Raw genomic sequence first — 22,372 nt, 5'->3', positions numbered from 1 at the left:
GTGAAGGTAGTTGGGGATGAGAACGCGCAGGGGAGAGGCTGATCGGTTCTGGGAGAAATTCATCAAAGGCCCGCGGCCATATACTGCTGGATCTGGACCGGAGCCGTCGCCGACGGCTACGGGCGGTTCTGGGTCACCAGAGACGGCGAGCAACGCGCCCTGCGGCCGCAACGCTACGCCTACGAACACCTCACCGGAGATACCCTGCACCCCGGCACCGCGCTCATGCACGTCTGCGATGTACCCCTGTGCGTCCACGCCAGTACCGGGACGGACACCCACCTGCTACCCGGTACCCAGGCGCTGAACATGCTCGACCGATCCCAGAAGGGCCGACACGCGAACGCCTCGACCTTCCGGTGGCGCGGCGTCGGTCGCGCCCAGTTCCGCGCCCAGTCCGTCGAGCTGCGCACAGCCCTCCTCACGCACGGATGGAACGAGACGATCATCCGTCCTCTGCTCACCGGCATCGACCCCGAAGCGCCGACCCTCTTTTGACAATGGAGGGCGACCAATCCGCCCTGCTCGGGCTTCCTGTTGGACGGCCAAGTGTCGTAGTGCCTGTGGATAGGCAGAGCATCGCCGGTGTGCCGGTGGTTGAGTAGGTTCCATGAGGTTAGATGACCTGCTGATGTCTGAGGACGACTACCCCTCGGGTCCCTGTGAGAGCCGGCGGGAATGGCTTCTCATGTACTTCAGCGGTGTACCGTCCGACGAGATTGCGTCCTGGTGCAGAGTTGCGCCGGCGCGGGTGCGCCGCACAGTCGATAAGCAGGTCCGGCACAGTCCCAGCTGGTTCGACCAGTGCCTACGGATCCATGACCAGCCCGCCGACCGCCGGGAGAAGTTCAATCGGCCGACCCGGGAAGGGTTGTGGTGGAAGCACTACAACGACGTCGCCGCGCACATCACCGAGCATGGGATCCTGCCTTCGCAGAACCACGGCAATCACGCCCGCGTCCTGTACCGGTGGATCGAGGCCCAGCGCCGGCAGAACGATGCGGGCAACCTTACCCGGGACAAACTCGACGCCCTCGACCAGCTCGGCTCATGGGAAGGCCGACGACGTGGTCGACCTGATGAGCACTGGACCCGACGCCTCACGGAGCTGTGCCTGTTCCAGGACACCTATGGACGGCTGCCGATGTACGACCCGATAGGCCGGCCGGAGGAGCGCCTGCTCGCGGTATGGCTCGGACGTCAGAGAACGTGGGCGCGGAAAGGGCGCCTGAGGTTCGATCGTCGACGGCGCCTCGATGCCGCACTGCCTGGATGGCTGCCCCAAGTAGGATCCCGCAGCGACTAAGAACACCGAAGGCATAAGTCTCAGTCGCGTTGAGGGCTCCGCTTGAGGCGGGCCGGTAGGGCACCAGCGTTGCGCAGTGTCGCTACCGTCCCTGAGCGTCCCCTGCCCACTGCTAGACAAAAAGGGCCGCACTTCCAGTGAGCGTCCTGCTACCTGATTGCGGCTAGGAGACGGCTCACTCGCGGTGCCATGCCCACTAGCGTGGGTACCATGCAACGCGCGAGCAACGCGACGCGGCCCGGCGGCAACAGCCCGTCAACCTCCGGGCGGTGAGCGTGGCGTCAGTGGGCCGTCTTACCCTGACCCTACGTACTTCCACATTGACGACCAGCAATAAGCCGCATGAGCCGCCTAGTAGGAAAGAGAAGCCCGTGACCAGCAACCCCGAGGTACAAGCGCTCACGAACGAGCATCACTGCGGGCTGAGGTCATGGGCGAAAGGCACCTACACGATCGAGGCAGCAACCGAGCTGCTGATCCGCGCCCACGAAGGCCGCTTTGTCAGGTCGGGACAGCCGTGGATCGGTAGGGGCAGCCGCTGGCCCTACGTCGACTTCGAAGCGATCGAGGACAACCTCGAAGGACTTTCCGGCGGCGAACGCCGGTTCATGCTGCTGGTTGCATCTCTTGGCGACGGGGGAGCGCTGGTCGACCTCGGCGACGTCATCCCGGGACTGGACCGTGATGTGCTGGCCCTCGTACTCGCCGCGATCGCGCACGCCGGCGGCAGCCACGAACACTCAGGGTTCGAGTTCACCGAGGACGGTACCCCGACGTCCATCGTCCGCCTCGCCCGGCTCTACGACTGGCCCAACGCCAACATCATCTGACCCGCTGCTGCGCTGCACACCGGCACCCAGTCAGGCAGTACCTGAGGGCAGTGCTCGAGGGGAGCAGGAAGTCCTGCCCAGGGTGCACGGTAGGTCGAGTACGACGGACACCCCGGACAGGACTCCACTACAGAGCGTAGAACACGACGCTGACACTCTCCCCAGCGTGGGTTGGCGGGTGCTGACAGACTGAGCAGATGCCTGCGACCCGCCCCGACAATGACCAAGTGGCCGAATGCGCGGAATGTAGCAGGACCGCCCCGCTGACGCTCACCGGGGACGGGACGCCGAAGGATTGGGCGTATATCGCGGATGCGGGACTGACTTTCTGCCCACTGCACCGGCCGCGGATGCCCGAGGGCTGGCAGGACGTCATCAGGATCTACAAGAAGGGCGAGCTCGACAAGCTCGCTGGCGAGCCCAAATCGCCGCCCACCGGTTCGTTCGAGGACGAATAGAGGAAGGCCCCGGGGCTGCGTGGATGGGGGATAAACACACAGACGACCGGGGCCCTCAGTGATAGTTCTACTGGGTGAGAGCCCTCCCCACCTAGCTGAAACAAGAGGCATGACCTGATGAGAACTCCAGCCTGGCACAGTGCTGCATCTGTCGCGCGATGACCAAACTCCAGGACGAGGGAAGGCCCCTGCCCGAGGGCTGGCTGGATAGGACGATCACCGTCGACGTCGGCCGCTACTACTGTCCCCAAGACGCTCACCGGGCCTGAGCAGGCATGGACGGTCCCACATCACTGCGCCAACCTGCGAGGAGGCATCCAAACAGGTCGGAGCAGCGGAGCCTAAGTTGACCACGGCAGGAACCCTGTGGCGAGAGACGAGGTAGAACGGTGGCGCGTGTGGACGCTATTTCAATGGCGCAGGAGAAGGTTCAGACCGCCGAACAGGAGCCCAAGACCGAGAAGCCCAAGCATCACTCCGCACGCCAGCCATGTCCCTTCGCCCATTGCTTCGGCCGCTTCGCGACCTCGCCTGCCAGCGAACAGCTCCATCCACGCCTGGTGGCCCTTGGAGATGGGAGATCGAAAGACGGCAGTTCCCAATCCGAAGAACAGGAATAGCGACCCGAAGAAGGCGAAAGCTAATCCCTGCAAGACCGCACCCCCACTCATCACTGGCTGATTCCCCCGCTCAAAGGAACAAGCTGACAGCGGGGAAGCACGGACGAAGGGGTTCCGTAGGTGCGCGGGCGGCGGCCTCCGCCGCCCAGCACTGAGGAGAATGAAGCCATAGCAGGGGATGAGATTCCTGACTTGGACGCCAGCTGACGGCCAGCAGATGCTGGTTCAGTCTACGGGGAGATCTGTCGGTGTTCCCTCTCCTGCCGCTTACCGTGGGCGACCGGGCCGGACGGGGTTGTGACTTGATAGAAACGTACGCCTTCGCTGTTCAATGCTTTGTCCGCCCGGCCCGGTCAACTGTGGTCGCCTTCCGCTCGTGCGTAACCGTTAGGAGCAGGAATGACGACAACAGCAATCACGACAGCGGTAGAAGGGCCGATCAGGACGATCACGGTCGGGGTCGACATCCACTCAAGACCGACCCCCACGAGGACGCCGACGCGCACACCGATGCCCTCGCCCACGCCGGAAGCGGTGTCCACGACACCGTCGAGTGATGAGCTCTTCGGCGCCTCGAGTCCAGAAATCGACGCGGTGTTCATCGACCAGCTCGTCGGATCAGAACCGACCCTCGGGCTGAAGGACTCCGCCGGCGTGATCGTCATCGGGAAGTCCTTCTGCCAGATCTACGATAACGGCGGCAGCTCGAGCGACGTCAGTGACCTCATCCTCCAGGGCGCCGGTTTCGAGAACACGCTCCCCGAACTCGTCTCGATCCACGGTGCGGGTGTCGGAGCCTACTGCCCCGAGCACATCGGAAAGCTTGGCACCTGATACCTGCCGGACACGACGAAGCCCGCCGCGGCGACACCGGGGCGGGCTTCTGATCGGGGAGGGCTACGCGGCAGTCAGGCCCATCTCGCGGTAGTAGCGCAGCTCCTTGATGCATTCGCGGATTCCCCTCATCGCCGTGTGGTCGCCGGCCTTCGCGGGCATCGCCTCCTAGGCAGTGCGGTGGCAGCGGCGCTGGAGCTCGCCGAGCGAAGAGATGTCGATGAAGCGGTAGTCCATTTTCGCGAGGTCTTCGGGCAGAAGCTCGCAGGGCTGGAAGAGCTCGCCGCCCTGGAGATAGGACTGCACCTCAGGGGCGCCGTCGAGCTTTCAGCGACGCTCGACCGAGGTGCCGAACCTGGTCGATTCGACCACGAGGTGAGGGCAGTGCTCATGAGAAGTCGTTGGCCTTGCCGAGGTCGTAGAACTGCACGACCACAGATTGGCCATGCGGATCGTCCTTCACCCAGGGAGCTGCGTGGTGGTCCCATCCGAGGCTGTTGATATTGAGGCTAAGGTCGGCGATGAAGCTCTTTCTGCCGGAGTTTTTCTTCAGGTGAATAGTCGCCCTGCCAGCGGCGTTCGCGTCGCGGGTGATCGACGTGGTGAAGCCGTCGATGCCAAGGAGCGCGGCTTCGACGAGCTCCTACTGCGCGGATTCGAGCACCATGCGCACGAGTGCCTCGGCGTGGGAGCGGTCCACGGGGGTGAGCTGACGGTGCATGACGCGGTCGGTGATGGCGGCGATGTCATTGGAGACGGTGACCTTGCGGGAGTCCATACGACCCATGTGTGCGGACGACGACGGCCGCCTCCGCGGCAAACAACTACCAGCTCAAAACACCAGCGTTGGTCGCTCTGCCCGCGATGAGTGTCGCGTATCGGATGCTCTCCAGCTCCATCTGGCGTTCGGTGATCCTCTCGTTGAGTAGGTCGATACTGGCGTTGATCCTCACCAGCTCGATCTCACCCCAGTGCTCAGCGCTGATCGACGGCTTCACCTCGGAGACAGCGATGCGCCGGAGGTCCTCCATCGCGCCGAGAGCGTTCCGCTGGTCGAACGGGCCCATGGCCGCAGTCAGCGCCTCCCGGAGCGTGGTCGGTGCGACGTACCGCGGCACGCTCGGCGGAGGCGTCGCCGTGGCCGGCGCGGATGACGATGCGGCGCTGGCTGACGGAGCAGATTCGGTGGCGCCGGAGGAGCAGGAGGTCAGGGTCATGATGAGCAGGGCGGTCAGGCCCAGGGCGTGCGTGGTCTTCAAAGCGTCCTTTTGGGTCGGAACATGCCGCATCAGGCTATCGGTCGTATGCGCGTGCGGGCCGGAGGTCTCAGGGCTCAGATGCCCATGTCGTCGTGGACGCCGACGCGCGCCAGGGTGATCCTGTCATCGGTGCCCCGCCAGAAGTGCAGGCGTCGGGCCGAGGCGCTCCTCACCTGCAGGGACACGCGCCAGGCGCTGCCGTGCTCGGGGTGCTCCCAGTTGGCGGTATTGCCCTTGGCGCCGGTGCGCAGGCGGTGCATCTCCCGGCCGGGCATGGAGTCCGCGAGCCCGGTGAGGACCTCGACTGCGACCGCCACGATCTTTGATCGATCGACGCCTTGAATGGTGTCCACGCAGTCGAGGAACCCGTCGGCGAGGTCGAAGGCCGGCAGCGGCATGGATGCCTTCGAGGCTGCTGGGATGCGGTTGACCCACTCGAGGTACACCTCGTGCCGGAATTGCGACTCCGGGTCCACGAACGCCGGGCCGCTGTCCGGCTCGTCGATGGCCCGGCTGATCTGCCGGGAGGTGTTCGCGCGTTCACGCTCGACGCGGATCTGCTCCCTCAGCCGCTCATTCTCCCGCGTCATGGCCGCCATCTGGGCTGACTGCTCGTCGAAGTCACGGTTGGCCCGCCCCGCGGAGGCGAGGGCGTCGATGCGGGCCCGGTCCACGAGGGCGAGTTTGGCGCGCAGGCTTTCGAGCTCTGCTCCGCCGGCCTGTGGTGTGGGAACCGGAGCGGTCGGGGGACGGGCGGACACCTCGTCGAGCTCCTCGCTCAGACGGTCGTTGTCCTCCTGGATGTAGGCGAACGTCTCCCTGATGAAGGCCAGGGCCGAGTCGAGGGTCAGGGTGGTGGCTGCGGCCGATGCTGCCGGGGGCGCTATGGGTTCCTCGGCCTCGGCAGGGGCATCGAGCGGGGCGGTGACCCACGGTTCCGCTCCAGGGACGAAGCTCAGTGCGGGGGAGACCTCGGCATCGGGGGCAGCCTCGACGATCCTCCACTCCTTGCCGTCGACGCGACCGACCTGCTCCACTGTGACCGGAACGACGGAGTCGGGTTCGTAGGCGGAGGCGGAGCGGACTTCGAGGCCCGGGAAGAGGGCGGCCTTCTTGTCCGTGAGGATGAGGCAGGGGTAGGTGCTGCCGGCTGTCACGTGGTCGACGGCGTCCGCGGCCGTGTGGAGGATCGCGCGGATGTCCATGACGTTGTCGTCGATGACACCCTGTACGCTCTGGCCGGCCTTGAGGAGGCGGCTGCAGCGGATACCGGGCGCGAGAAGGGACGTGTCGATGCGGGTCATCTCACCGGCGACGAGCTTTACCAGGGCGCCGTCAGGCTCCATGATCATGGCGACCCTGCCCTCTACGACCTGCTTCAGGATGGGCTTGGCGGGGGTGGTTGTCAGGCGTGCGGTCGGCGGAGCGGGGGCGACCATCTCACTGATGTCGGCGGAGATGAGGTCGATCAGGTTCCGCTGCTCGGCGTCCGAGTAGGCGTGGTGGAAGGGAGCTTTCCGGGGGTTGGCGGTCCACTGGCTGCCCGGTGGGTAGGAGCGGATCGCGCCTCCATAGACGGAGGTCTCCGGGGGCATGACGTCGTCGAAGTCGAAGGTGACCGACGAGGACGCGAGCAGGTACACGTCCGCTTCGGGACCCAGCGCGATCGACAGGTCGTCGGCATTGACGAGGGGGCCGGTGCGCGATGGCGACACCACCACGACAGGGTTGTACCGGGCAGGGTCGACCAACAGTGCTGCCAGGTCAGCGGCATCCTTGCGCGAGGAAACGGTCCGGTAGGACATAGACAACGACACTACTGAACGGGCCGACATGAGGTCTCCTGAGGAATCGGTGGGATATGGAGACCATGTGTGCGGACGGCGAAGGCCGCGTCCCCGGGATGTCGGGGACGCGGCCTCGTGGGTGTCCTACCAGCCGGGTGTGCACATGGACAGATCCTTCCGTCGGTCAGGCTTGTCCGAGCGCTACCACCAGGGGTTGCTCATGGCGTCTCCTTCCGTCGTGACACGAGCCTCGGGTCATGCAGGCCCGGAGTGTGCGGGTAGCCGCGGGTGACTCGTCAGGTGACGCAGTCGGCGGCTTTGACGACGGCCGCGGTGACCTAATCAATGGGATGGATCCTGGGCTTGCTAACCGGGACCGCAACCCCCTCCGGCGACTTACGCCAAGCAAGCCATATCCGCATCGGCGACATGATGACCACCGGCGGCTGCAACCTGGTCCACCCCTTCACCGTCCGGCCGCCCAAGGCCATCGGTGCGATCCCGGTCATCAACTGGATGTGGAAGAAGAACGGCTACTTCGCCGTCCCCGTCCTCGGCAACGCCGGATCGATCCGCGAGTGGTGCCTGCTCGTGCCCATCAGCGCCTACGCGATCGGCGGCGTCGGCTGGGCGGTCACCAGCATGGGGCGCAGCGGCCTGCAGACCCTGGCCACCGCAACCGGTCTCGGCTGAGGTACACGGACATGAAGAAGCCCTCGGCGCGGTGCCGGGGGCTTCTCTCGTCGGAGGGCTACTTCAGGTCGCGATGGTCCTGCTCGTGGCCCTTCGGGCATCTGGCGCCGAGGGTGAACCCATCGCCTTCGACGGGCGCTGACATCGGCGCCCGACAGACAGGGCAGGCATTGGCGGCCGCAAGCTCCCGGGCTTCCTTGTCCTTCTTCGCCTTCAGCTCGAGGAGAATGGCCGCGGTTGTGATTCCAGCGACACCGATGCCCACAGCAAGCTTGGCCACAGCAGCCCGATTGGCGTCACCGCCAGCCATCCCGCTGCCGCCGTTGCTGAGAGGGCCGCCACCCCACCAGGCGCGGGAGGAATACTCGTTCGCGATGCCGACCAGATCCGCGATGGGCGTCTTCGTTCCGGCCTTTCCTCCCACGAGCTCCGGGAGAAGCAGGGCCGCCTTCTCGATCGACGAGCCGACTTGGGGATGGACGAGGAGGTTGCCGATGACGACTCCGCCGACCACAGCGGGCGACGCCACAGCTACAGCCACGGTCGCCGCTGTCTGCACCTTGTCCCTGACCTGCTGCCGGATGCCGTCCGCCATGCTCCCCACTACGCACCTCTTCGTCTCGATCATGCCGCGGACCTCGCCGCACAGTGCCCGACCGGGCGACTCCACTGGACTCTACTGATCCGGGGCACTCGTCCGACAGAGTCTCCGGTACCTGTCTTGCAGCGCCGGATCGGTAGCGCCGCACACATGAAGGCATGGACATCATCAACCGCACCCCTGCCGGCGTTCCCACGGGTGGCCAGTTCGCTGCCACCTCCCACTCCGAGCCGCAGCTCTCCCTCGCTCCCGCCGTCGAGCGGGCACCGGAAGCCCCGGACTTCGATCCCGAGTTCGAGGCCGCCTACGGCGCCGCCCTCACCAACCAACTCCTGAAGATGCCGAAGCCGGCGTTCAAGGACACCCGCGCCGCTTCCCGCCTGGCCGACTACATCCGCGAGTCCCACCCGGACTACATGGCTGACGGCACCGCGCTGCACCAGCGCAAGGATGCCTTCGAGATGCTCGAGGGCGAGCTGCCGAACCTGGACGAGGACCGCCGCAGGCACTATGCCGGCCTGATCCGCTTCGCCGTGCACAACGAGATCAAGCACTACTCGAACACCGAGCATGTCCTGAGCCCGGACAACGACTACGAGCTCATCATCGAGAAGGCCGACTACGACAACGAGGACGACTTCTGCCACCGCGGCCAGGACGAGAACCGCGAGCAGTGGGAACGCCTGGCCGACACCGCGTGCCTGGCAGCCATCAACGAGAACATCCACGCCGGCCACCGCCTCCGCGAAGCCGCCTGACCACCAGTGCGTCGAAGGGGCCGTCCATCCGGGCGGCCCCTTTCTCGTACCCGGAGAGGCCAGGCCGGGACTCGCTCTATGATCAGGGAGACCCCGACCGAGTGGAGACGACGTTGTCCGATGCAGCTGCCCCGCAAGCCGACCCCACGGTCGCCAGCACGATCACCGACCGCGAGGCGCGCGCGGCTGTGCACGTCCTGCAGGACGTCGCCAGCACGTACAACAGGACGATCACCTACGGGGAGCTGAAGGAGAAGGTCGCCGCAATCACGCACCAGCCTTCGGACCAGGTCGCCAACACGTGGGCCAACCGGGTGCTGAACCGGACGATCCGGATGTGCGAGGCTGACGGCCACCCGCGCCTGACATCGCTGGTAGTCCGGTCGTCGGACGGCGGCGTCGGAGACGGCTTCAGGGGCGCGGTGCGGGGATCCGGTCGGGACAACCTCGACGATCCGCACCAGCTCGAGGTCGTCGCCGCCGAAGAGCGCCTGGAGTGCTACCGGCGGTTCTGCCCGGACCTGCCGGAGGACGCCGAGCCCACGCTCACGCGACAGTACAAGGACCACGTGATCCGTCGGAACAAGCCCGAGCCGCGGGATCGCCCAAACTGCCCGACCTGCCATGAGCAACTGCCGGCCACCGGCATCTGCGACCGCTGCGACTGACCCGGCGCCGAGGTCCGCGGATCTGCGCCGGGGTGCGCCTACGCTACGGACATGACCGGTCTCAACCTCTCCTTCGACTACCACGCCGACTCAGCCGGGAAGGACCCGGACTCGAGCAGCGCGCGGCTCAAGGCCGATCACCAGTTGCTCTGGACCAAGGAACTGCCCGACGGCAGTCCGTTCGAACTGCATGTCCCGGAAACGGCGAAAGAGCGTCGTAGCAACTACCTGATGCTCGACCAGAGCGACGGCAAAAGCTTCACGGTCGGCAGCGACGCCATCACGAACTCCTACACCACATGGACGAAGCTCAAGCCGCTCTTCGAGGGCCTGAGCGATGCTCAGAGGACCCGTTACCTGGACCCTCCGTACACGATCGGCAGCGCCATGATCTGGCCGCTCAGGACGATCCACCTGCCAGCCATGAACACGGCCCGAGGCTTCGGACCCTCCGGCACCTTGATCGCGGACAGGATGGATCTGACCCTCGAGTGCATCCGCCGGCACTACGCGAAGGAGCCTGGTGGCCACCGTGAGGAGAGCCCGCTCAGCCCTCTCGACGACGTCATCACGAACTACGCGGACTTCTTCGAGCTCTTCGACGGGTTCCGCGGGTTCGTCGACTTCTTCCATTTCCAGGACCTCGTGCTGCCCGGCTACGACGGTGTGCGGTTCCTCCTGCCCTTCAACGATTTCGCCCGGTCAAGCCTGCCAACCACGGTCGACGAGTACGTCACCTACCGGGAGGCGACACTGGACTTCATCGAGCGCAGGGGCGCCCGGATGGCCGACTGGGTCGAGACGAACCATCCCGACATCGAGGTGGTCCGCTGATCGGAAGCTCAGCGTCGATACAGCGCCCGGTGAAATGTCCGGGGCATGCCGTACACATGTGCGCTATGGCATTCGTAAACGGCACAGCCCCGACCATCGCCCAGGACCAGGACGGCAACCTCTTCGACTGGAGCACGCGCTTCGCCGACATCCTCCTGGATCTGGACCCCAATTTCCCCGTCGTCGCCGAGGGCCTGCGGACCCACTTCGACTACTTCTGGGTCGACGGTGCGGACCGAAACACCATCATGGCGGCCCTCAATCACCCCCGTCTCTACGACGACCTGACTCCGATTCCAGGTGCCATCGAAGCGGTCCGGGAGATGCACTCGATGGGCATGGATGTCTTCGTCGTTTCGACCCCGACGTGGACCAATCCCGGATGCGTTCCCGGCAAGCTGAAGGACCTCGAAAAGCACCTCGGTGAGGGGTGGGACAAGCGCCTGATCCTGACCCATGACAAGACCGTCGTGAGGGCAGATGTCCTGATCGATGACAAGCCTCTGATCACCGGAGCGCACACCCCGTCGTGGGTCCACGTCATGCGCGACCAGGACTACAACCGGTACATCGACACCCCTCACCGGATCACCGATTGGGCGAACTGGAAGGACGTCGTCATGCCCCTCCTCGAGGGCTCCGAGGTACACGCTTAGGGCGCATCGCCTCCACCACAGCAGGTTCCGACAGAGGCCGCTTCCACTTCCGGAGGCGGCCTTCGTCGTGTGCGGGGTCCGAGGGGTCCTGGTCGGCGTCCGGAAGGAGCCGACACCGAGTGATCGCGCAGTACTCGTCGATGGAGGTCGAGGCGAAGTCGGAGCGCAACCAGCGCTTTCGACGACCGGCACCTGCGCATTGCTGCGCCGGAGCTGAATATCGTCCGCGGAAGCGCCCGGAGTCCCGATTCCTGCTTCAGGGCACAAAAAAGGCCACCCTCTCGGTGGCCGTGGTACCCCTCGTCACTCTCTCTACGTTCCGTTCGATCCTCAGGGTACCACGAATCTCCAAATTCAATGCAAAAGCGCCCAACGGGGCAATTCGCCTGTCCGACCATTGTCCACGCGTGTCCGACCGCTGTCCGACCACTGGTCGGACACGATTTCGAAGCATCGTGCCTAGTCAGAGCGCCATTGGGTGTTCCCAATCGGCTTGTCCGACCTGTCCGCCCGAAAAACAGGACACAGTATAAGGAGAGGGTATATATCCCCCTGGAGAGAGGAGGGGCAACATATAGGGGCCCCATATGTATAGATAGATATTAAGTGGTCGGACAAGTCATATCTATCTATCTATGGCCCCTCCTTCCCTTTGTTTGAGCGGAACTTCTTGTCCGACCACCTGGTCGGACAGTGGTCGGACAGGACGGACATGTAGTCGGACAAGCTCAGTGGGCCGGCGGAAGCTGTTTGCACGCTTTGGCAGCACTAGGTGCGCTCGATTTGACGGGTGGAGCAATCGTGCATAAGATCCCGTCCATATTGGGCTTCGGGAAGCCCTTTGAGCGCTTCTCACAGATGCGGCTTGATGAAACCCGAACCAATCAGGCTCCGCTTATTTAGTTAGCAGCTGAAGGAGCTGGTCTTACCGGCAGGACGGCACGACGTGGGGAAGAGCGCAGCCCGCCACCCGCGAGAGCACGACAGCACGACGTGGGGAAGAGCGCAGCCCGCCACCCGCGAGAGCACGACAGCACGACGTGGGGAAGAGCGCAGCCCGCCACCCGCGAGAGCACGACAGCCACCCGCGAGAGCACGACAGCACGACGTGGGGAAGAGCGCAGCCCGCCACCCGCGAGAGCACGACAGCACGACGTGGGGAAGAGCGCAGCCCGCCACCCGCGAGAGCACGACAGCACGACGTGGGGAAGAGCGCAGCCCGCCACCCACGACAGCATAAAACAGTGAGGGCTGCTGCGGCCTACCGCCTTCGTTCTGTCGTCGGCAACGGAGACGGCGCAACCGACATCGGCTCGATCAAGGTCTGCGTCCTCGTCCTCGTCGGCGGCATCTTCGTCATTACCCCGGGCATCATCGCCTGGGCCCAGGAGAGGGGCGCTAAGCAGGACCTCGTGGCCATCGTCACCGCCGAGCAGGCGGCGCAGTCCGATAGCACGTTGACCGAACTGTTGACCAGACCGGCGAACCTCGTCTCGCCCGGACTGACATCGGATACCAAGTTAGAGATGGGCGCGAGCTCGACCAAGTACTGGGCCGTCGCCAAGGGCGGAGACGGCAAGTGGTTCGGCGTGACCAACACCAAGTCCGCTCCTAGCGAGGTCACCGCCCCGGGCACCACGGAGACGACCGCCCCTTGCGAAGTGGAAGACCGACAACCCCTGATCCTGAGCGTGATCTTGAAGGGCCGCCTGGACATCCGGGCGGCCTTTTCTGCTGCCCACATGCAGGTGCACTTCGGATCGAAGGTCGACACCGGGTGTTTATCCGGGTGTTCTACCAGGTGTGAAGTCGGGGGTATGACAATGAATGTTGCGGCGACGAAGAAGCTGAGGAGCGCCGTAGAGGCCTCCGATTTCGTCGCGGCTCTCAAGGAGTACGGCGTGAGTCAGGCGGACATCGCCACGGTTGTGAAGGTGGACCCAAAGACCGTCTACTCCTGGAAGGCGCGAATCTCGCGGCCCCGCGTGAAAACCTACACCCGCCTGGACGGCCTGCGGGAAGTCGTGGGCGTGCTCTCGGACTCGCTGTCGACCCGGGGCGTGGGCCAATGGCTCCATGCCCCGAGCAGGCTCCTGGAGAGCAAGCGGCCCCTAGATGCCCTGCGTGAGGGTAAACAGGAGGCAGTCCTGCAGGCCGCCCGGTCCTTCGTTGACGGATCGTACGTTTGAGCCGCTGGGCGCCGGGACAACTCGAGACGCTCGTCGCTTCGATCGGCGGCACGACGCTGAACGGTCAGTGGTGGCATCAGGGTCCTACGCAGCGACCGTTCCTGTTTTGCCCTGATCCTTCCCGCGGCCCCGGCCGGTACCACCGCGCCGGCGGACCATGTGCGTGGTACGCCCGCTCCACCATGCGCGCGAGTTGGTGCGAGCTCTTCCGGCACTTCCTGGACGGCGCCTCCGCGGTGGATCCCTTCGAGGTGAGGCGTCGCGCCGGACGGGTCATGGTCTCCGGGCTCACCGTGCTCGACGTGTGCAGCGCCGCGAACTAGGCCGCGCTCGGCATCACTGAAGCAGACCTGACCGGTGACGACTACGAGCTCTGCCAGCAACTCTCGGAGACGGCCCGCGCCGCAGGCATGGACGGAATCCTCGCGCCTAGCGCCGCCCTGCCCGGCAACAGGACGATCGCACTGTTCCCGTCAGCCATCGACAGCGGCCAGGTGGTGGAGGAGCGCAGCAGGCTGCAGGTGCCTCCCATCAGCCTCGTCGACCACCTCGACAGGGTGCCGCCGGTTCCCGGCGGACGGGTCGCCCTGCCGGCTTATGTACGCAGGCTACAGCGGATGGGTCGAATCTCGCTCCGCCGGTCCTACCGCCGTCGGTGACATCACGGTGATCAACACCCGCGTCTCACGGACTCTAGCTTGGGGAGGTACTCCCGATTCCGCGCCAGGACTGTCATTCCGGGGTGGTAAATGTCTCATCAACACCGTCTCACTGCAGGAGCTCGAAAGCCCTTAAGGAGACATGAGACATAACGGGGGTGCACAGAATGCTGCTGGGCTACGCGCGCATCAGTACGACGGACCAGAACGCGAGCATGCAGGTGGAGGCCCTGGTCGAGGCCGGCGTCGACCGGAAGCGCATCTTCATCGACGAGATGTCCGGCGCGAAGGCAGCCCGCGAACGACCGGAGATGAAGCGCCTCCTGGACTACGCGCGACCCGGTGACCGGACCCTGGTCTGGAGGATCGACCGCCTGGGCAGAAGCCTCGTCGACGTCGTGAACACGGTCAATGAGATCCTCGAGAAGGGCATCGAGCTGCAGTCGATCATGGACGGTGTAGATCCGAGCACGGCTCAGGGCCGACTCCAACTCCACCTCTTCGCGACGCTGGCAGAATTCGAGCGTGAGCTGATCAACGAGCGCGTTCGCGCGGGCGTCATGGCGGCCAAGGCCCGCGGCGTCCAGTTCGGCAAGCCGGCGCCGAAGCCCGAGTCGGTGGAGCGGAAGGTCCGCGTGCTGCGCCAGCTGCTCAGCGAGAACAACACCATGAGGGAGGCAGCCGAGGCCGTCGGCTGGAGCCGGGCCACCGCCTACCGGTACCTGAAGCAGTTCGGCCCCGACGTGGAGCCCAAGAAGGGTGAGGTCGTCCACGGCCGCGGCCGGTCGCAGTACGCGACGAGGAGCAAGCTGCCCGCCAGAAAGTGACACGCTGCTGCGTCCCACACCTGTCCGCGAAGCTGTGACGACAGTGGAGGTGACCGGCGGAGAGGCCGCCTGGTCACGAAAGGTGGCAGCCATGAATGGCTTCTTGCTCAGTATCGGCACGATGAACGAACTCGATCACGTAGTTCCAGGAGACCCGGACGTGGATCGGGAGCCGCACCACACGCTTGAAGGTGCGATGGAAGCCGGGGCCCACCACCTCGACACCTCACTGTCCTGGAATCACCGGCTCGAGCCCTACGAATCCTGGTTCGCCTATGCGTTCGGAGATACGGGTGCCGAGATCGTCGTCAGCGGCCCGAGGATCACCGGCTTCGACATCGGCGTGGAAACGATGCGCTGAGCGCACCCGTGCCGGTCCGGCCTACGCATGTTTCCTCTGGGATACCAGACGGAGGAGACGGCATGATCGCAGTGCGTAGGCTGGCCGGCGTACGGAACGAGGACGGCGCGGTGGAAGTCGGTTCCTTCGTCGTCGGCGCGATCCTGCTCGGCATCGTGAGTGTCGGCATCGTCATCGCCGCAACCAGCGTCGTGCCCTACACCCAGGACAATGCTGCGCGGTCCGACCTGTCTGCGCTGGCGTCAGCGCAATCGATCGCTCACGCGAAGGATGGAACGTACTTCAGCTCCGAGGACCTCGCCGGCCGCGGCTACGTCTCGGGGGAGGGGCGGGTCGCGGCAGGCGTCCCGCAGGGCGCTGGGTGCTTCGTTGCGGTCTCAGGCTCGAAGACCGGTCGCACGTTCGTCGCAACGGACCGGGCCCAGGCGCAGGACACCAATCCCGCCGTGGACACCTCCTGCCTGACCCGTGAGGCCTACAGCCTGCTCCGCGCCAGGGTGAGTGCACCGGTGATCGCCCAGGATTCCTTCGACCGCTCCGAGAGCGGCACCTGGGGCCTGGCCGACGTCGCCGGCAGATGGACCCAGCCCGACTTCTACGCGCCCAGGTTGTCCGTAGCTGCCGGAGCCGGGCGGATCAGCAACGAGGCCGGGCACAGTATCCGGATGTCGCTTCCGACACAGTCGGTGCCCTCGGCCACCGTGAAGACGGAGTTCTCCGTCAGCAAGGTACCCAACGCCGGCGGCTTCACCCTGTTCGTCATCGGGAGGAAGGCAGGTACGGCGGACTACCGGGCCAAGGTATTCGTCTCACCAAGCGGCGCGGTCGCCCTGGACCTCCTGAAGAAGGTCGGCAACGTCGAGACTCGCTACACCGGCCGCGCGATCGGCGGCATCAGCTATCGGGCAGGGGATCGGCTGAACCTGCGCCTTGAGGTGAAGGGCAACTCGCCGACGACGATCTCGGGCAAGCTCTGGAAGGCAGGACAGCCGGAACCGCGGGCGTGGCAGATGACCGCGAAGGACCGGTCCTCAGGGCTGCAGGGAGCCGGGGTGGCAGGCATCGAGTCCTACCTCTCGGCCGCGACCACGAACGGACCTATCGAGCTCGCCCTGCACGAGTACGAGGTGCGCCTCGCCTGACTGAGCCGGGGGAGGCGCCACTGGCGACTACCGGCGGCGGCCGGCTGCCACGGCGCGCATGAAGGAGTCCTTGCGGATCTCGTTCTGGCGGCCGACGGACTCGTTGAGCACCCCGTCCAGGTGCAGCTTCGCCAGGCTGACCTCGAAGGGGATCAAGCCGCTCTCCGCGTTGTTGAGTTGGCCCGCGATGCTGGATAGCTCGTTGGTGCGGATCGCGTTGGCGATGGTCGGAACCGTTGACCAAGGTCTTTTGAGGCCTGAATGAACATTGAGGGGACCCTCTCACCGGCCAGCGTCAACGAGCTCGGCCTACCCATCGGCTTCATCGACGGCGTACCCGCCAGCAAGGGGACCATCTGATGCTCGTGCTGACCCGCAAGGTAGGGGAGACGGTCGTCATCGGCGACAACATCACCATCACCGTCCTGGAGGCATCCGCCGCCGGTGTGAAGCTCGGCATCGCCGCGCCCAAGAGCGTCTCGGTCCACCGTGGAGAGGTCGTGGAGGCGGTCAGCCAGGCCAATCGGGATGCTGCGTCGGCCTCCGACGGGGATACCCTTCAGCAGCTGCTGGCAGGCGGACTACAGATCCGGTTCACCGAGCCGGAGAAGTAACCTGCCGGTTCCTGGCCGAGATACGCCAGGCGGTGCCGAGCTGGGTGCCCGCGACGAAGCCGCCCATCCATGCAGCAGCGGCCGGGCCCGGGACGTCAGTGTGGGCGTACAGCGCGAAGCAGCCGGCCAGGGCGCCGAGCAGGCACAGCAGCGACACCCAGGGCCGGCGCGAGCCTATCCGGAAGAGCCAGAGGCCGAGTGCGGCGCCGGCAACGAGGGCTGCGAACGCAGGCATCGTCGCGGGAACTGCGCCGAGGACGACCAGAGCGAGGGTCCCGGCCGCGATCGCGCATCCGAGGATGAGGTATCCGCGACCTGATTCGCGTTTCCGCGCCGGTCGGCGCGCTGTCTCTGTCGTCATGCCTGCGCTACCCCCTCTCTTGTATCCCACAGTGCCTGCCGGCCGCGCCGGACGGTATCAGCCCTCGCACTCGGTGCAGTACTTGTCGCCGTTCTTCTCGCGCGCGAGCTGGCTCCGGTGGTGAACCAGGAAGCAGGACATGCAGGTGAACTCGTCCTCCTGAACAGGCACGACGCTCACCGTGAGCTCGTCCTCGAGGATGGCGCCCGGCAGGTCGAAGCCCTCGGCGGTGTCGCCCTCCTCGGCGTCGATGGAGGAGGTCTGGGTGGTGCTGCTGCGCTGCGCCTGGATCGCCTCGAGCGACTCGTTGACGGGCATGTCCTCGGGCTTGACGCGTGGCTCGTCGTAGTCGGTTGCCATGGGGTTCTCAGTCCTTCTGTGGTGGGGGAGTCGCAACAGAGTACATGCGTAGATCAGGACCTCCCGACGCCCCATCGGCGGCGGCGGCGGCCTCCGCGCGGAAACCCTGCCCCGCAGCTACCGGACCGGCCGGCGGCGAGCCACCGCGTGGTGCGCCAGGACAGCGGCACCGCCGAGGAAGATCGCCGTGATGCAGCTCAGCCCCGCCGTGTCATAGGGTCCCGGACCTGTGCGGAGAATCACGACGACGAGGCAGATCGCGAGCACGAAAAGGGCCAGCGACAAGGTGGCGAGCAGGGTCCGGAGGCCGACCGAGGAGGCGAAACGAAGGCGGGTCATGCGCTCCATGTGTGCGGGGGAGGCGCTGGCCGTAACCGTCTCCAGAATGTGGTCGTTCGAACACGAAAATTAGATGTCGGCATTGTGTCGAGCTGGCTGTGCTTCAGCCGATTTCCGGCGCTACTGTCCTCTGGACGAGGAGGGCGATCATGCCATTGAGAGGATCCACAGGGGGCTCCCTGGGCGGAAGCTTGATCAGGACGAGACCGCGTCGGGTCCAGCTGAACACGGCGAAATGCAAGGTCTGCGGAGCCAGCAGGGGCCGACAGTGCCGGGCGGTGCGACCGGGAGGCAAGGGGGTCGTCCTGTACAGGCCGCATGCCAGGGCACCTGAGCCGGATTGGAAGCAGGTCAGGCTGCGTAAGCAGGAGGAGGCCCGACGCAAGAGGGCCGAGACCTCTAGATCGGCGAACCCGGGCTTCGTGCCACGGAACTTGCGCCCCGGGTATAAGGACGAACCACGGGGGTGGGACAGTGACATCCGCAGGACGAGGTAAGGCACCGAAAGCCAGGGCCAGGAAGTTCATCAAGAAGGCGCATGCCGATGCAGCCGAGCTCGGACCGATTGAGCCAGAGGAGCCCGTCGCCCGCGGCGTCGACGGCTCACCTAAGATCGGGCGCGGGCAGGTCTACGTCATGAGGACCGGCGCGGTGTTCCACCCGGCCTGGTGCTCGGCGGTCGCAGACAAATGGGACACCAGCCCAGCCGGACTTCTGGTCATCGCGGCTTCCGGTGTCGGCGGGCGTCGCGAGTGCCGTCTGTGCGAGAAACCGCTCGGGGCCTGACGGACAGACGGCGCGGGGCGCTGCCTAGCTCGGGCCCAGAATCCGCTCGATGTCGTTCTCGTCGACGATCTGCTGGTACGCATCGGGCGATACGCTCTGGATCTCGGCGAGAAGGGACTCGTTGAGCGTCTCATCGTAGTCGTGGTCGTCGGCCTCGATATTCGATTTCCACTGCGACATCAGCTGATCGGTGTAGTCCTGCTCGTCGCTCATCTGTCCACTTTCCACTGGGCGTTTGGCTCCAGGTGAGCCGCTCAAGCTCGAAGGCTACGTTCACCGAGGCTGTCAGGTCTACGGGTAGCGCTTCCTGAGGTACTCGTCGAAGCCGAAGTCGGCCTTGATCTGCTCGAAAGCCTCCTCAGAGAGCGTCCGGATCGCGTCGAGCAACGCGTCGCTGTCATCCTCGTTGTAGTCGTCGGAACCCAGTTGGGACTTCCATCGCTTGACCATCGCATCTACCAGGTCCTGGTCGACCATGACGCCCCGTTCCTCATGGCCTTCCGCTGTGGACAGACCCCTGTGCATGAAGGATACGAGACTCTCGGCGGTGTGGAAATGCGGTGGGTGAGCTGCAGCGGGACTGACGGCAGCAACTTGGCGCTTCGACACCTTTGAGCCTCCACCCCGCGACGACGGCTTCCGGCGTCTAAGCGAGACGGTTCTCCTACTTTCCCCGCCGCTGAAACTAATGCTGCCCTTGTCGGCGAAGCCAACCCACATCGCAGACAAGGGCAGCGCCCAGCTCGAGGAGGTCCTCACCGCGGCAGTTCAGGGTCGCTACGACGGCGCAACGGACCCCGGTACGGGCGGCGCCAGGCTCTCGGCGATCACCGAGGCCTACCCGGACCTCACCGCGAGCACCGAGAGCTATGCCAAGGTGCAGGACCAGGTCGCCAGCGGGCTCGACATTCAGGAATAAGCAGGACGCCCTGCTCGATGAGGCGTGCGTCTACGAGGGCTGGTCCGAGAACGACATCGTCCGCAGCATCGCCCTGGATGCCCTCGGCTTCCCGAGCAAGAACCTCGAGGCACGCATCGGCGGCGACGTCGTAACCGGCGATGCCGCGCTCCAGCGCATGAAGACCCTCGTGCTCGCCGACCAGGCCAAGGAGTCCTTCCAGACCGGCGTCGACAGGCCCCTCATCGCTCCCGAGACGAAGTAGCCGCCGCGGTGCGGGCGATCACCTCGTCCGCACACATGAGGTCCCATGAGCACCAAGATCCCTCACGGCTACCGCCTCGCCGACGGCACGAACGTCGATGCCTTCCTCGCCCGGCTCCCGGCCATCATGGACCCCATCCACGACCTGCTCGACGCGCGCGTTCTCGCTGAGACGACGCTCTTCGGACTGGACCACCTCGACTACCGCGACAGGGCCCGGCCCGAGGCGCCGCTCCAGCACTTCGCCGAGGCCTGGGCCACCGAGCAGCGCGAGATGAGCACGAGCTACCGGATGCAGGACCCGCAGCGCTTCGAGCTCCACCACGGGACCGACCCGCGGAACGGACGCGAGCTCGTCATCCTGTCCGTCGAAGACGATCTGTACCGCGACGCCTTCGCCGCGCTGCCCGAGGTCGAGCCCCTCTCCTACTGGAACAACTCGGACCGACCGAAGGGCGTGTCCGCGGCGCAGTGGACTGGGCGACGGGATGCCTGGCTGCGGACGGTCCCGAAGACTGGTCTCGGGCAGGAGATGAGCATCTGGCGGCTGCGCCCCGACTTCATTCCGGCTGTGCTCGCACTGGCCGGGCAGCCGGCGAGTCCTCTCCTGGTCGGTGAGGCGCCGAGCCTCGAACGTCGCGCCGACCGGCTCTCCCAGGACGTCTACCTGACTTGGCTGGTCAAGCAGAGCGGCGCCATCAGATCGGAGATCTTCCGCCTCGTTGGCCTCGCGTTCCGCGCGGACCGGACACCGCTCATCGAGGCGATCGCAGACGCGCTGACGCCGGCCAGCACAGACCTCCTCCGGGACGGGGCGGGCGATCACCGGCTGGCGGCCTTCAAGGACCGCCAGGACGAACTCTGCCTCGCCGTCTACGACGCAGCCGAGGATGACGACTGAGGTGATCGGGTTGCTCGCCTTGTTGCTCTACGTCCTGTCGCTGAACCAGGACCTGTTCCGGCGACGCCGCTGACCCGCGCCGTCGTCAGCGCCGTCGTGCAGAATGGTCCGTGCCGCACACATGACGTGTGCAACCAACAGGAAGGCAGGACCATGGCCACCAAGGCCCCCAAGACCGGCTTCGCACAGCCGGCCGAGCTCATCGCCTCGCGCGTGCGCTTCGCAGCATCCGGCGCCGCCGGCGTCCACGCGGATCAGAAGGCCCGCAAGCACCGCACCGGCCAGACGAACCGCATCGGTTCGCGCTCCGCCCGCGTCCGCTCCGCCCTCCGGATGGAGGACCGCTGATGAACTCGCACCTCACCGCCCTGGCCCCCAAGCCCGCCGACCGCCCGGCGGGCTTTTTCGTGCCCTGCGTCAGCGGTCGGCCAGGGGCTGTGTCCAACGTCATGTGCTCGCCCGGAGAGTCTTTCCAGATCTCCCGCACACATACGTGGTATGACCTCCCTGAAGCTCGCTCAGATCATCCTGCTCCTCGCCGCACTCGTCAGCGGTGCGACCGCGCCGATCCACAACGGCCAGACCATGCTCGCCTTCGTGCTCCTCGGCGGCGTCCTTCTCATTGCCCGCCTTGGTCGGCAGGCTGCTCCCGTGGAGACTGCCCGTTGAGCAGTTCCTCCATGCCGACCGACAGGGACATCGTCGGTCCGATCTCGGGCCTGCTCACCCGCTCCCGCAACTCCGGCATCCACTCGGCTGCCGCCGTCGTCCAGGGCAAGCTCGATGAGCTGACTGCAGCCGGCGCCTCGGAGGAGACCCGCACGGCGCTGTACGAACTCGTGCGCGAGGTCTTCGCGACCGACAGCCTCCCCATGCCGAACGCTCCAATCAGGACCGTTGCCACCGTGCAGCGCGAGACGCTGTCCGCCCTGGCGCGGTACGTCGGCCGGCACACCTGGACGCAGCTCACGACGGAGCAGAAGGAATGCTTCGCCGACGCCATCGACGCCGAGTGGGACTTCGATCCGGACTCTACGAAGACCGACCGCTGGTGGCGCGACTAGCGGGACTGCAGGGCTCCATGTGATGACGGGCTCGTTGTCGCCCTCACCGCTGACTATCAGGCTTGGGTCAGGGTGGGAGTGCCCCAGCAGGCCGGGGTGGTCATGGGAGAGCAGAAAGCTTCGTCATGGCGCTCGAATGGATCATTCATGTTGGCCGTCGGCTTGCCACAAGTTGAGCAGGGCCAGTGGGGTCCCGAGCAACTCCGCATGTTGTGCCCTTCGAAGCCACACAGCGAACACGTCATGCTCGGAATGCCAAGTCAGTTGCGCTCTTCGGGCCTGTACTGGACACGTAGATGCTCT

General features: G+C 65.7%; 35 protein-coding genes. 24 read left to right on the top strand and 11 right to left on the bottom strand.

The window, feature by feature from the left end; translation table 11 throughout:
* Window positions 1-309 precede the first annotated feature (309 nt).
* The 6 genes from NVV32_RS11090 to NVV32_RS11065 all read left to right on the top strand — a co-directional run bounded on the left by NVV32_RS11090 (window position 310) and on the right by NVV32_RS11065 (window position 4,048).
* Complete coding sequence (locus NVV32_RS11090; RefSeq protein WP_422390194.1) at window positions 310-498, top strand: hypothetical protein; 189 nt, start codon at window positions 310-312, stop codon at window positions 496-498.
* A gap of 253 nt (window positions 499-751) precedes the next feature.
* A complete protein-coding gene (locus NVV32_RS11085; RefSeq protein WP_422390193.1) occupies window positions 752-1,306 on the top strand; it encodes a helicase associated domain-containing protein in 555 nt (184 codons plus the stop codon).
* Between the two features lie 371 nt (window positions 1,307-1,677).
* The gene (locus tag NVV32_RS11080) at window positions 1,678-2,136 is read left to right on the top strand and encodes a hypothetical protein (RefSeq protein ID WP_422390192.1); all 459 of its coding nucleotides are present in this window, start codon (window positions 1,678-1,680) and stop codon (window positions 2,134-2,136) included.
* 197 nt (window positions 2,137-2,333) lie between these two features.
* A complete protein-coding gene (locus NVV32_RS11075) occupies window positions 2,334-2,594 on the top strand; it encodes a hypothetical protein (RefSeq protein ID WP_422390191.1) in 261 nt (86 codons plus the stop codon).
* Between the two features lie 413 nt (window positions 2,595-3,007).
* Entirely contained in the window at window positions 3,008-3,214 is a 207-nt protein-coding gene (locus NVV32_RS11070) for a hypothetical protein (RefSeq protein ID WP_422390190.1), read from the top strand.
* Between the two features lie 399 nt (window positions 3,215-3,613).
* Window positions 3,614-4,048, top strand: a complete 435-nt coding sequence (locus tag NVV32_RS11065) for a DUF732 domain-containing protein (RefSeq protein WP_422390189.1) — start codon at window positions 3,614-3,616, stop codon at window positions 4,046-4,048.
* Between the two features lie 168 nt (window positions 4,049-4,216).
* On the opposite strand, the gene NVV32_RS11060 is transcribed toward NVV32_RS11065, so the two are convergent.
* From NVV32_RS11060 to NVV32_RS11045, 4 genes are all read right to left on the bottom strand, one after another.
* On the bottom strand, window positions 4,217-4,354 hold the full coding sequence (locus tag NVV32_RS11060; protein ID WP_422390188.1) for a hypothetical protein: 138 nt from the start codon (window positions 4,352-4,354) through the stop codon (window positions 4,217-4,219).
* 337 nt (window positions 4,355-4,691) lie between these two features.
* Complete coding sequence (locus NVV32_RS11055; protein WP_422390187.1) at window positions 4,692-4,826, bottom strand: hypothetical protein; 135 nt, start codon at window positions 4,824-4,826, stop codon at window positions 4,692-4,694.
* A gap of 46 nt (window positions 4,827-4,872) precedes the next feature.
* Window positions 4,873-5,307 (bottom strand): hypothetical protein, encoded by a 435-nt coding sequence (locus NVV32_RS11050; protein WP_422390186.1) that lies wholly within the window; start codon window positions 5,305-5,307, stop codon window positions 4,873-4,875.
* 74 nt (window positions 5,308-5,381) lie between these two features.
* A complete protein-coding gene (locus tag NVV32_RS11045; protein ID WP_422390185.1) occupies window positions 5,382-7,112 on the bottom strand; it encodes a hypothetical protein in 1,731 nt (576 codons plus the stop codon).
* A 411-nt stretch (window positions 7,113-7,523) separates the two neighbouring features.
* Between NVV32_RS11045 and NVV32_RS11040 the strand changes: the two genes are divergently transcribed.
* A complete protein-coding gene (locus tag NVV32_RS11040) occupies window positions 7,524-7,787 on the top strand; it encodes a hypothetical protein (protein ID WP_422390184.1) in 264 nt (87 codons plus the stop codon).
* Window positions 7,788-7,845: 58 nt separating this feature from the next.
* On the opposite strand, the gene NVV32_RS11035 is transcribed toward NVV32_RS11040, so the two are convergent.
* Entirely contained in the window at window positions 7,846-8,415 is a 570-nt protein-coding gene (locus NVV32_RS11035; protein WP_422390183.1) for a hypothetical protein, read from the bottom strand.
* 131 nt (window positions 8,416-8,546) lie between these two features.
* On the opposite strand from NVV32_RS11035, the gene NVV32_RS11030 reads away from it, so the two are divergent.
* From NVV32_RS11030 to NVV32_RS10985, 10 genes are all read left to right on the top strand, one after another.
* On the top strand, window positions 8,547-9,146 hold the full coding sequence (locus tag NVV32_RS11030; RefSeq protein WP_422390182.1) for a hypothetical protein: 600 nt from the start codon (window positions 8,547-8,549) through the stop codon (window positions 9,144-9,146).
* A 113-nt stretch (window positions 9,147-9,259) separates the two neighbouring features.
* Window positions 9,260-9,814 (top strand): hypothetical protein, encoded by a 555-nt coding sequence (locus tag NVV32_RS11025; protein ID WP_422390181.1) that lies wholly within the window; start codon window positions 9,260-9,262, stop codon window positions 9,812-9,814.
* A 51-nt stretch (window positions 9,815-9,865) separates the two neighbouring features.
* The gene (locus NVV32_RS11020; protein WP_422390180.1) at window positions 9,866-10,648 is read left to right on the top strand and encodes a DUF6994 family protein; all 783 of its coding nucleotides are present in this window, start codon (window positions 9,866-9,868) and stop codon (window positions 10,646-10,648) included.
* A gap of 65 nt (window positions 10,649-10,713) precedes the next feature.
* Window positions 10,714-11,304 (top strand): 5' nucleotidase, NT5C type, encoded by a 591-nt coding sequence (locus tag NVV32_RS11015; RefSeq protein WP_422390179.1) that lies wholly within the window; start codon window positions 10,714-10,716, stop codon window positions 11,302-11,304.
* Between the two features lie 1,244 nt (window positions 11,305-12,548).
* Window positions 12,549-13,493: a hypothetical protein gene (locus NVV32_RS11010; RefSeq protein ID WP_422390178.1), complete on the top strand. Its 945-nt coding sequence runs from the start codon at window positions 12,549-12,551 to the stop codon at window positions 13,491-13,493.
* A 182-nt stretch (window positions 13,494-13,675) separates the two neighbouring features.
* Entirely contained in the window at window positions 13,676-13,816 is a 141-nt protein-coding gene (locus NVV32_RS11005) for a hypothetical protein (protein WP_422390177.1), read from the top strand.
* Window positions 13,817-13,903: 87 nt separating this feature from the next.
* Window positions 13,904-14,152: a hypothetical protein gene (locus NVV32_RS11000; RefSeq protein WP_422390176.1), complete on the top strand. Its 249-nt coding sequence runs from the start codon at window positions 13,904-13,906 to the stop codon at window positions 14,150-14,152.
* A 167-nt stretch (window positions 14,153-14,319) separates the two neighbouring features.
* Window positions 14,320-14,979, top strand: a complete 660-nt coding sequence (locus NVV32_RS10995) for a recombinase family protein (RefSeq protein ID WP_422392035.1) — start codon at window positions 14,320-14,322, stop codon at window positions 14,977-14,979.
* A 34-nt stretch (window positions 14,980-15,013) separates the two neighbouring features.
* Window positions 15,014-15,340 carry a hypothetical protein gene (locus NVV32_RS10990; protein ID WP_422390175.1) on the top strand — a complete coding sequence of 109 codons (327 nt, stop codon included), beginning with the start codon at window positions 15,014-15,016 and terminating at the stop codon, window positions 15,338-15,340.
* Window positions 15,341-15,402: 62 nt separating this feature from the next.
* Entirely contained in the window at window positions 15,403-16,482 is a 1,080-nt protein-coding gene (locus NVV32_RS10985; RefSeq protein WP_422390174.1) for a hypothetical protein, read from the top strand.
* A 27-nt stretch (window positions 16,483-16,509) separates the two neighbouring features.
* Here NVV32_RS10985 and NVV32_RS10980 read toward each other — a convergent pair whose 3' ends face one another.
* Entirely contained in the window at window positions 16,510-16,638 is a 129-nt protein-coding gene (locus tag NVV32_RS10980; RefSeq protein WP_422390173.1) for a hypothetical protein, read from the bottom strand.
* Between the two features lie 203 nt (window positions 16,639-16,841).
* On the opposite strand from NVV32_RS10980, the gene csrA reads away from it, so the two are divergent.
* A complete protein-coding gene (csrA, locus tag NVV32_RS10975; RefSeq protein WP_422390172.1) occupies window positions 16,842-17,096 on the top strand; it encodes a carbon storage regulator CsrA in 255 nt (84 codons plus the stop codon).
* Here the strand turns inward: csrA and NVV32_RS10970 are convergent.
* The 5 genes from NVV32_RS10970 to NVV32_RS10950 all read right to left on the bottom strand — a co-directional run bounded on the left by NVV32_RS10970 (window position 17,077) and on the right by NVV32_RS10950 (window position 19,419).
* Window positions 17,077-17,457, bottom strand: coding sequence for a hypothetical protein (locus tag NVV32_RS10970; RefSeq protein WP_422390171.1), 381 nt, complete (start codon window positions 17,455-17,457; stop codon window positions 17,077-17,079). The genes csrA and NVV32_RS10970 overlap by 20 nt on opposite strands.
* Before the next feature lie 57 nt (window positions 17,458-17,514).
* On the bottom strand, window positions 17,515-17,817 hold the full coding sequence (locus NVV32_RS10965) for a DUF4193 domain-containing protein (RefSeq protein ID WP_422390170.1): 303 nt from the start codon (window positions 17,815-17,817) through the stop codon (window positions 17,515-17,517).
* Between the two features lie 117 nt (window positions 17,818-17,934).
* Window positions 17,935-18,156: a hypothetical protein gene (locus NVV32_RS10960; RefSeq protein ID WP_422390169.1), complete on the bottom strand. Its 222-nt coding sequence runs from the start codon at window positions 18,154-18,156 to the stop codon at window positions 17,935-17,937.
* Between the two features lie 810 nt (window positions 18,157-18,966).
* Entirely contained in the window at window positions 18,967-19,155 is a 189-nt protein-coding gene (locus NVV32_RS10955) for a hypothetical protein (RefSeq protein WP_422390168.1), read from the bottom strand.
* A gap of 78 nt (window positions 19,156-19,233) precedes the next feature.
* Window positions 19,234-19,419: a hypothetical protein gene (locus NVV32_RS10950; protein ID WP_422390167.1), complete on the bottom strand. Its 186-nt coding sequence runs from the start codon at window positions 19,417-19,419 to the stop codon at window positions 19,234-19,236.
* A gap of 220 nt (window positions 19,420-19,639) precedes the next feature.
* Between NVV32_RS10950 and NVV32_RS10945 the strand changes: the two genes are divergently transcribed.
* The 6 genes from NVV32_RS10945 to NVV32_RS10920 all read left to right on the top strand — a co-directional run bounded on the left by NVV32_RS10945 (window position 19,640) and on the right by NVV32_RS10920 (window position 22,069).
* Window positions 19,640-19,861 carry a hypothetical protein gene (locus NVV32_RS10945; protein ID WP_422390166.1) on the top strand — a complete coding sequence of 74 codons (222 nt, stop codon included), beginning with the start codon at window positions 19,640-19,642 and terminating at the stop codon, window positions 19,859-19,861.
* Window positions 19,812-20,105: a hypothetical protein gene (locus tag NVV32_RS10940; RefSeq protein ID WP_422390165.1), complete on the top strand. Its 294-nt coding sequence runs from the start codon at window positions 19,812-19,814 to the stop codon at window positions 20,103-20,105. The genes NVV32_RS10945 and NVV32_RS10940 overlap by 50 nt, the downstream gene beginning before the upstream one ends.
* Before the next feature lie 45 nt (window positions 20,106-20,150).
* Window positions 20,151-21,005 carry a hypothetical protein gene (locus NVV32_RS10935; RefSeq protein WP_422390164.1) on the top strand — a complete coding sequence of 285 codons (855 nt, stop codon included), beginning with the start codon at window positions 20,151-20,153 and terminating at the stop codon, window positions 21,003-21,005.
* A gap of 153 nt (window positions 21,006-21,158) precedes the next feature.
* Window positions 21,159-21,353 carry a hypothetical protein gene (locus tag NVV32_RS10930; protein ID WP_422390163.1) on the top strand — a complete coding sequence of 65 codons (195 nt, stop codon included), beginning with the start codon at window positions 21,159-21,161 and terminating at the stop codon, window positions 21,351-21,353.
* A gap of 150 nt (window positions 21,354-21,503) precedes the next feature.
* A complete protein-coding gene (locus NVV32_RS10925; protein WP_422390162.1) occupies window positions 21,504-21,674 on the top strand; it encodes a hypothetical protein in 171 nt (56 codons plus the stop codon).
* Window positions 21,675-21,685: 11 nt separating this feature from the next.
* The gene (locus tag NVV32_RS10920) at window positions 21,686-22,069 is read left to right on the top strand and encodes a hypothetical protein (RefSeq protein ID WP_422390161.1); all 384 of its coding nucleotides are present in this window, start codon (window positions 21,686-21,688) and stop codon (window positions 22,067-22,069) included.
* Window positions 22,070-22,372: the final 303 nt, after the last annotated feature.

It is taken from the genome of Arthrobacter sp. N1 (assembly GCF_048288285.1).
Lineage (GTDB): Bacteria > Actinomycetota > Actinomycetes > Actinomycetales > Micrococcaceae > Arthrobacter_D.
The sequence above is the reverse complement of the archived record's forward strand: the minus strand, read 5'-3'. Positions and strand labels throughout refer to the sequence as shown.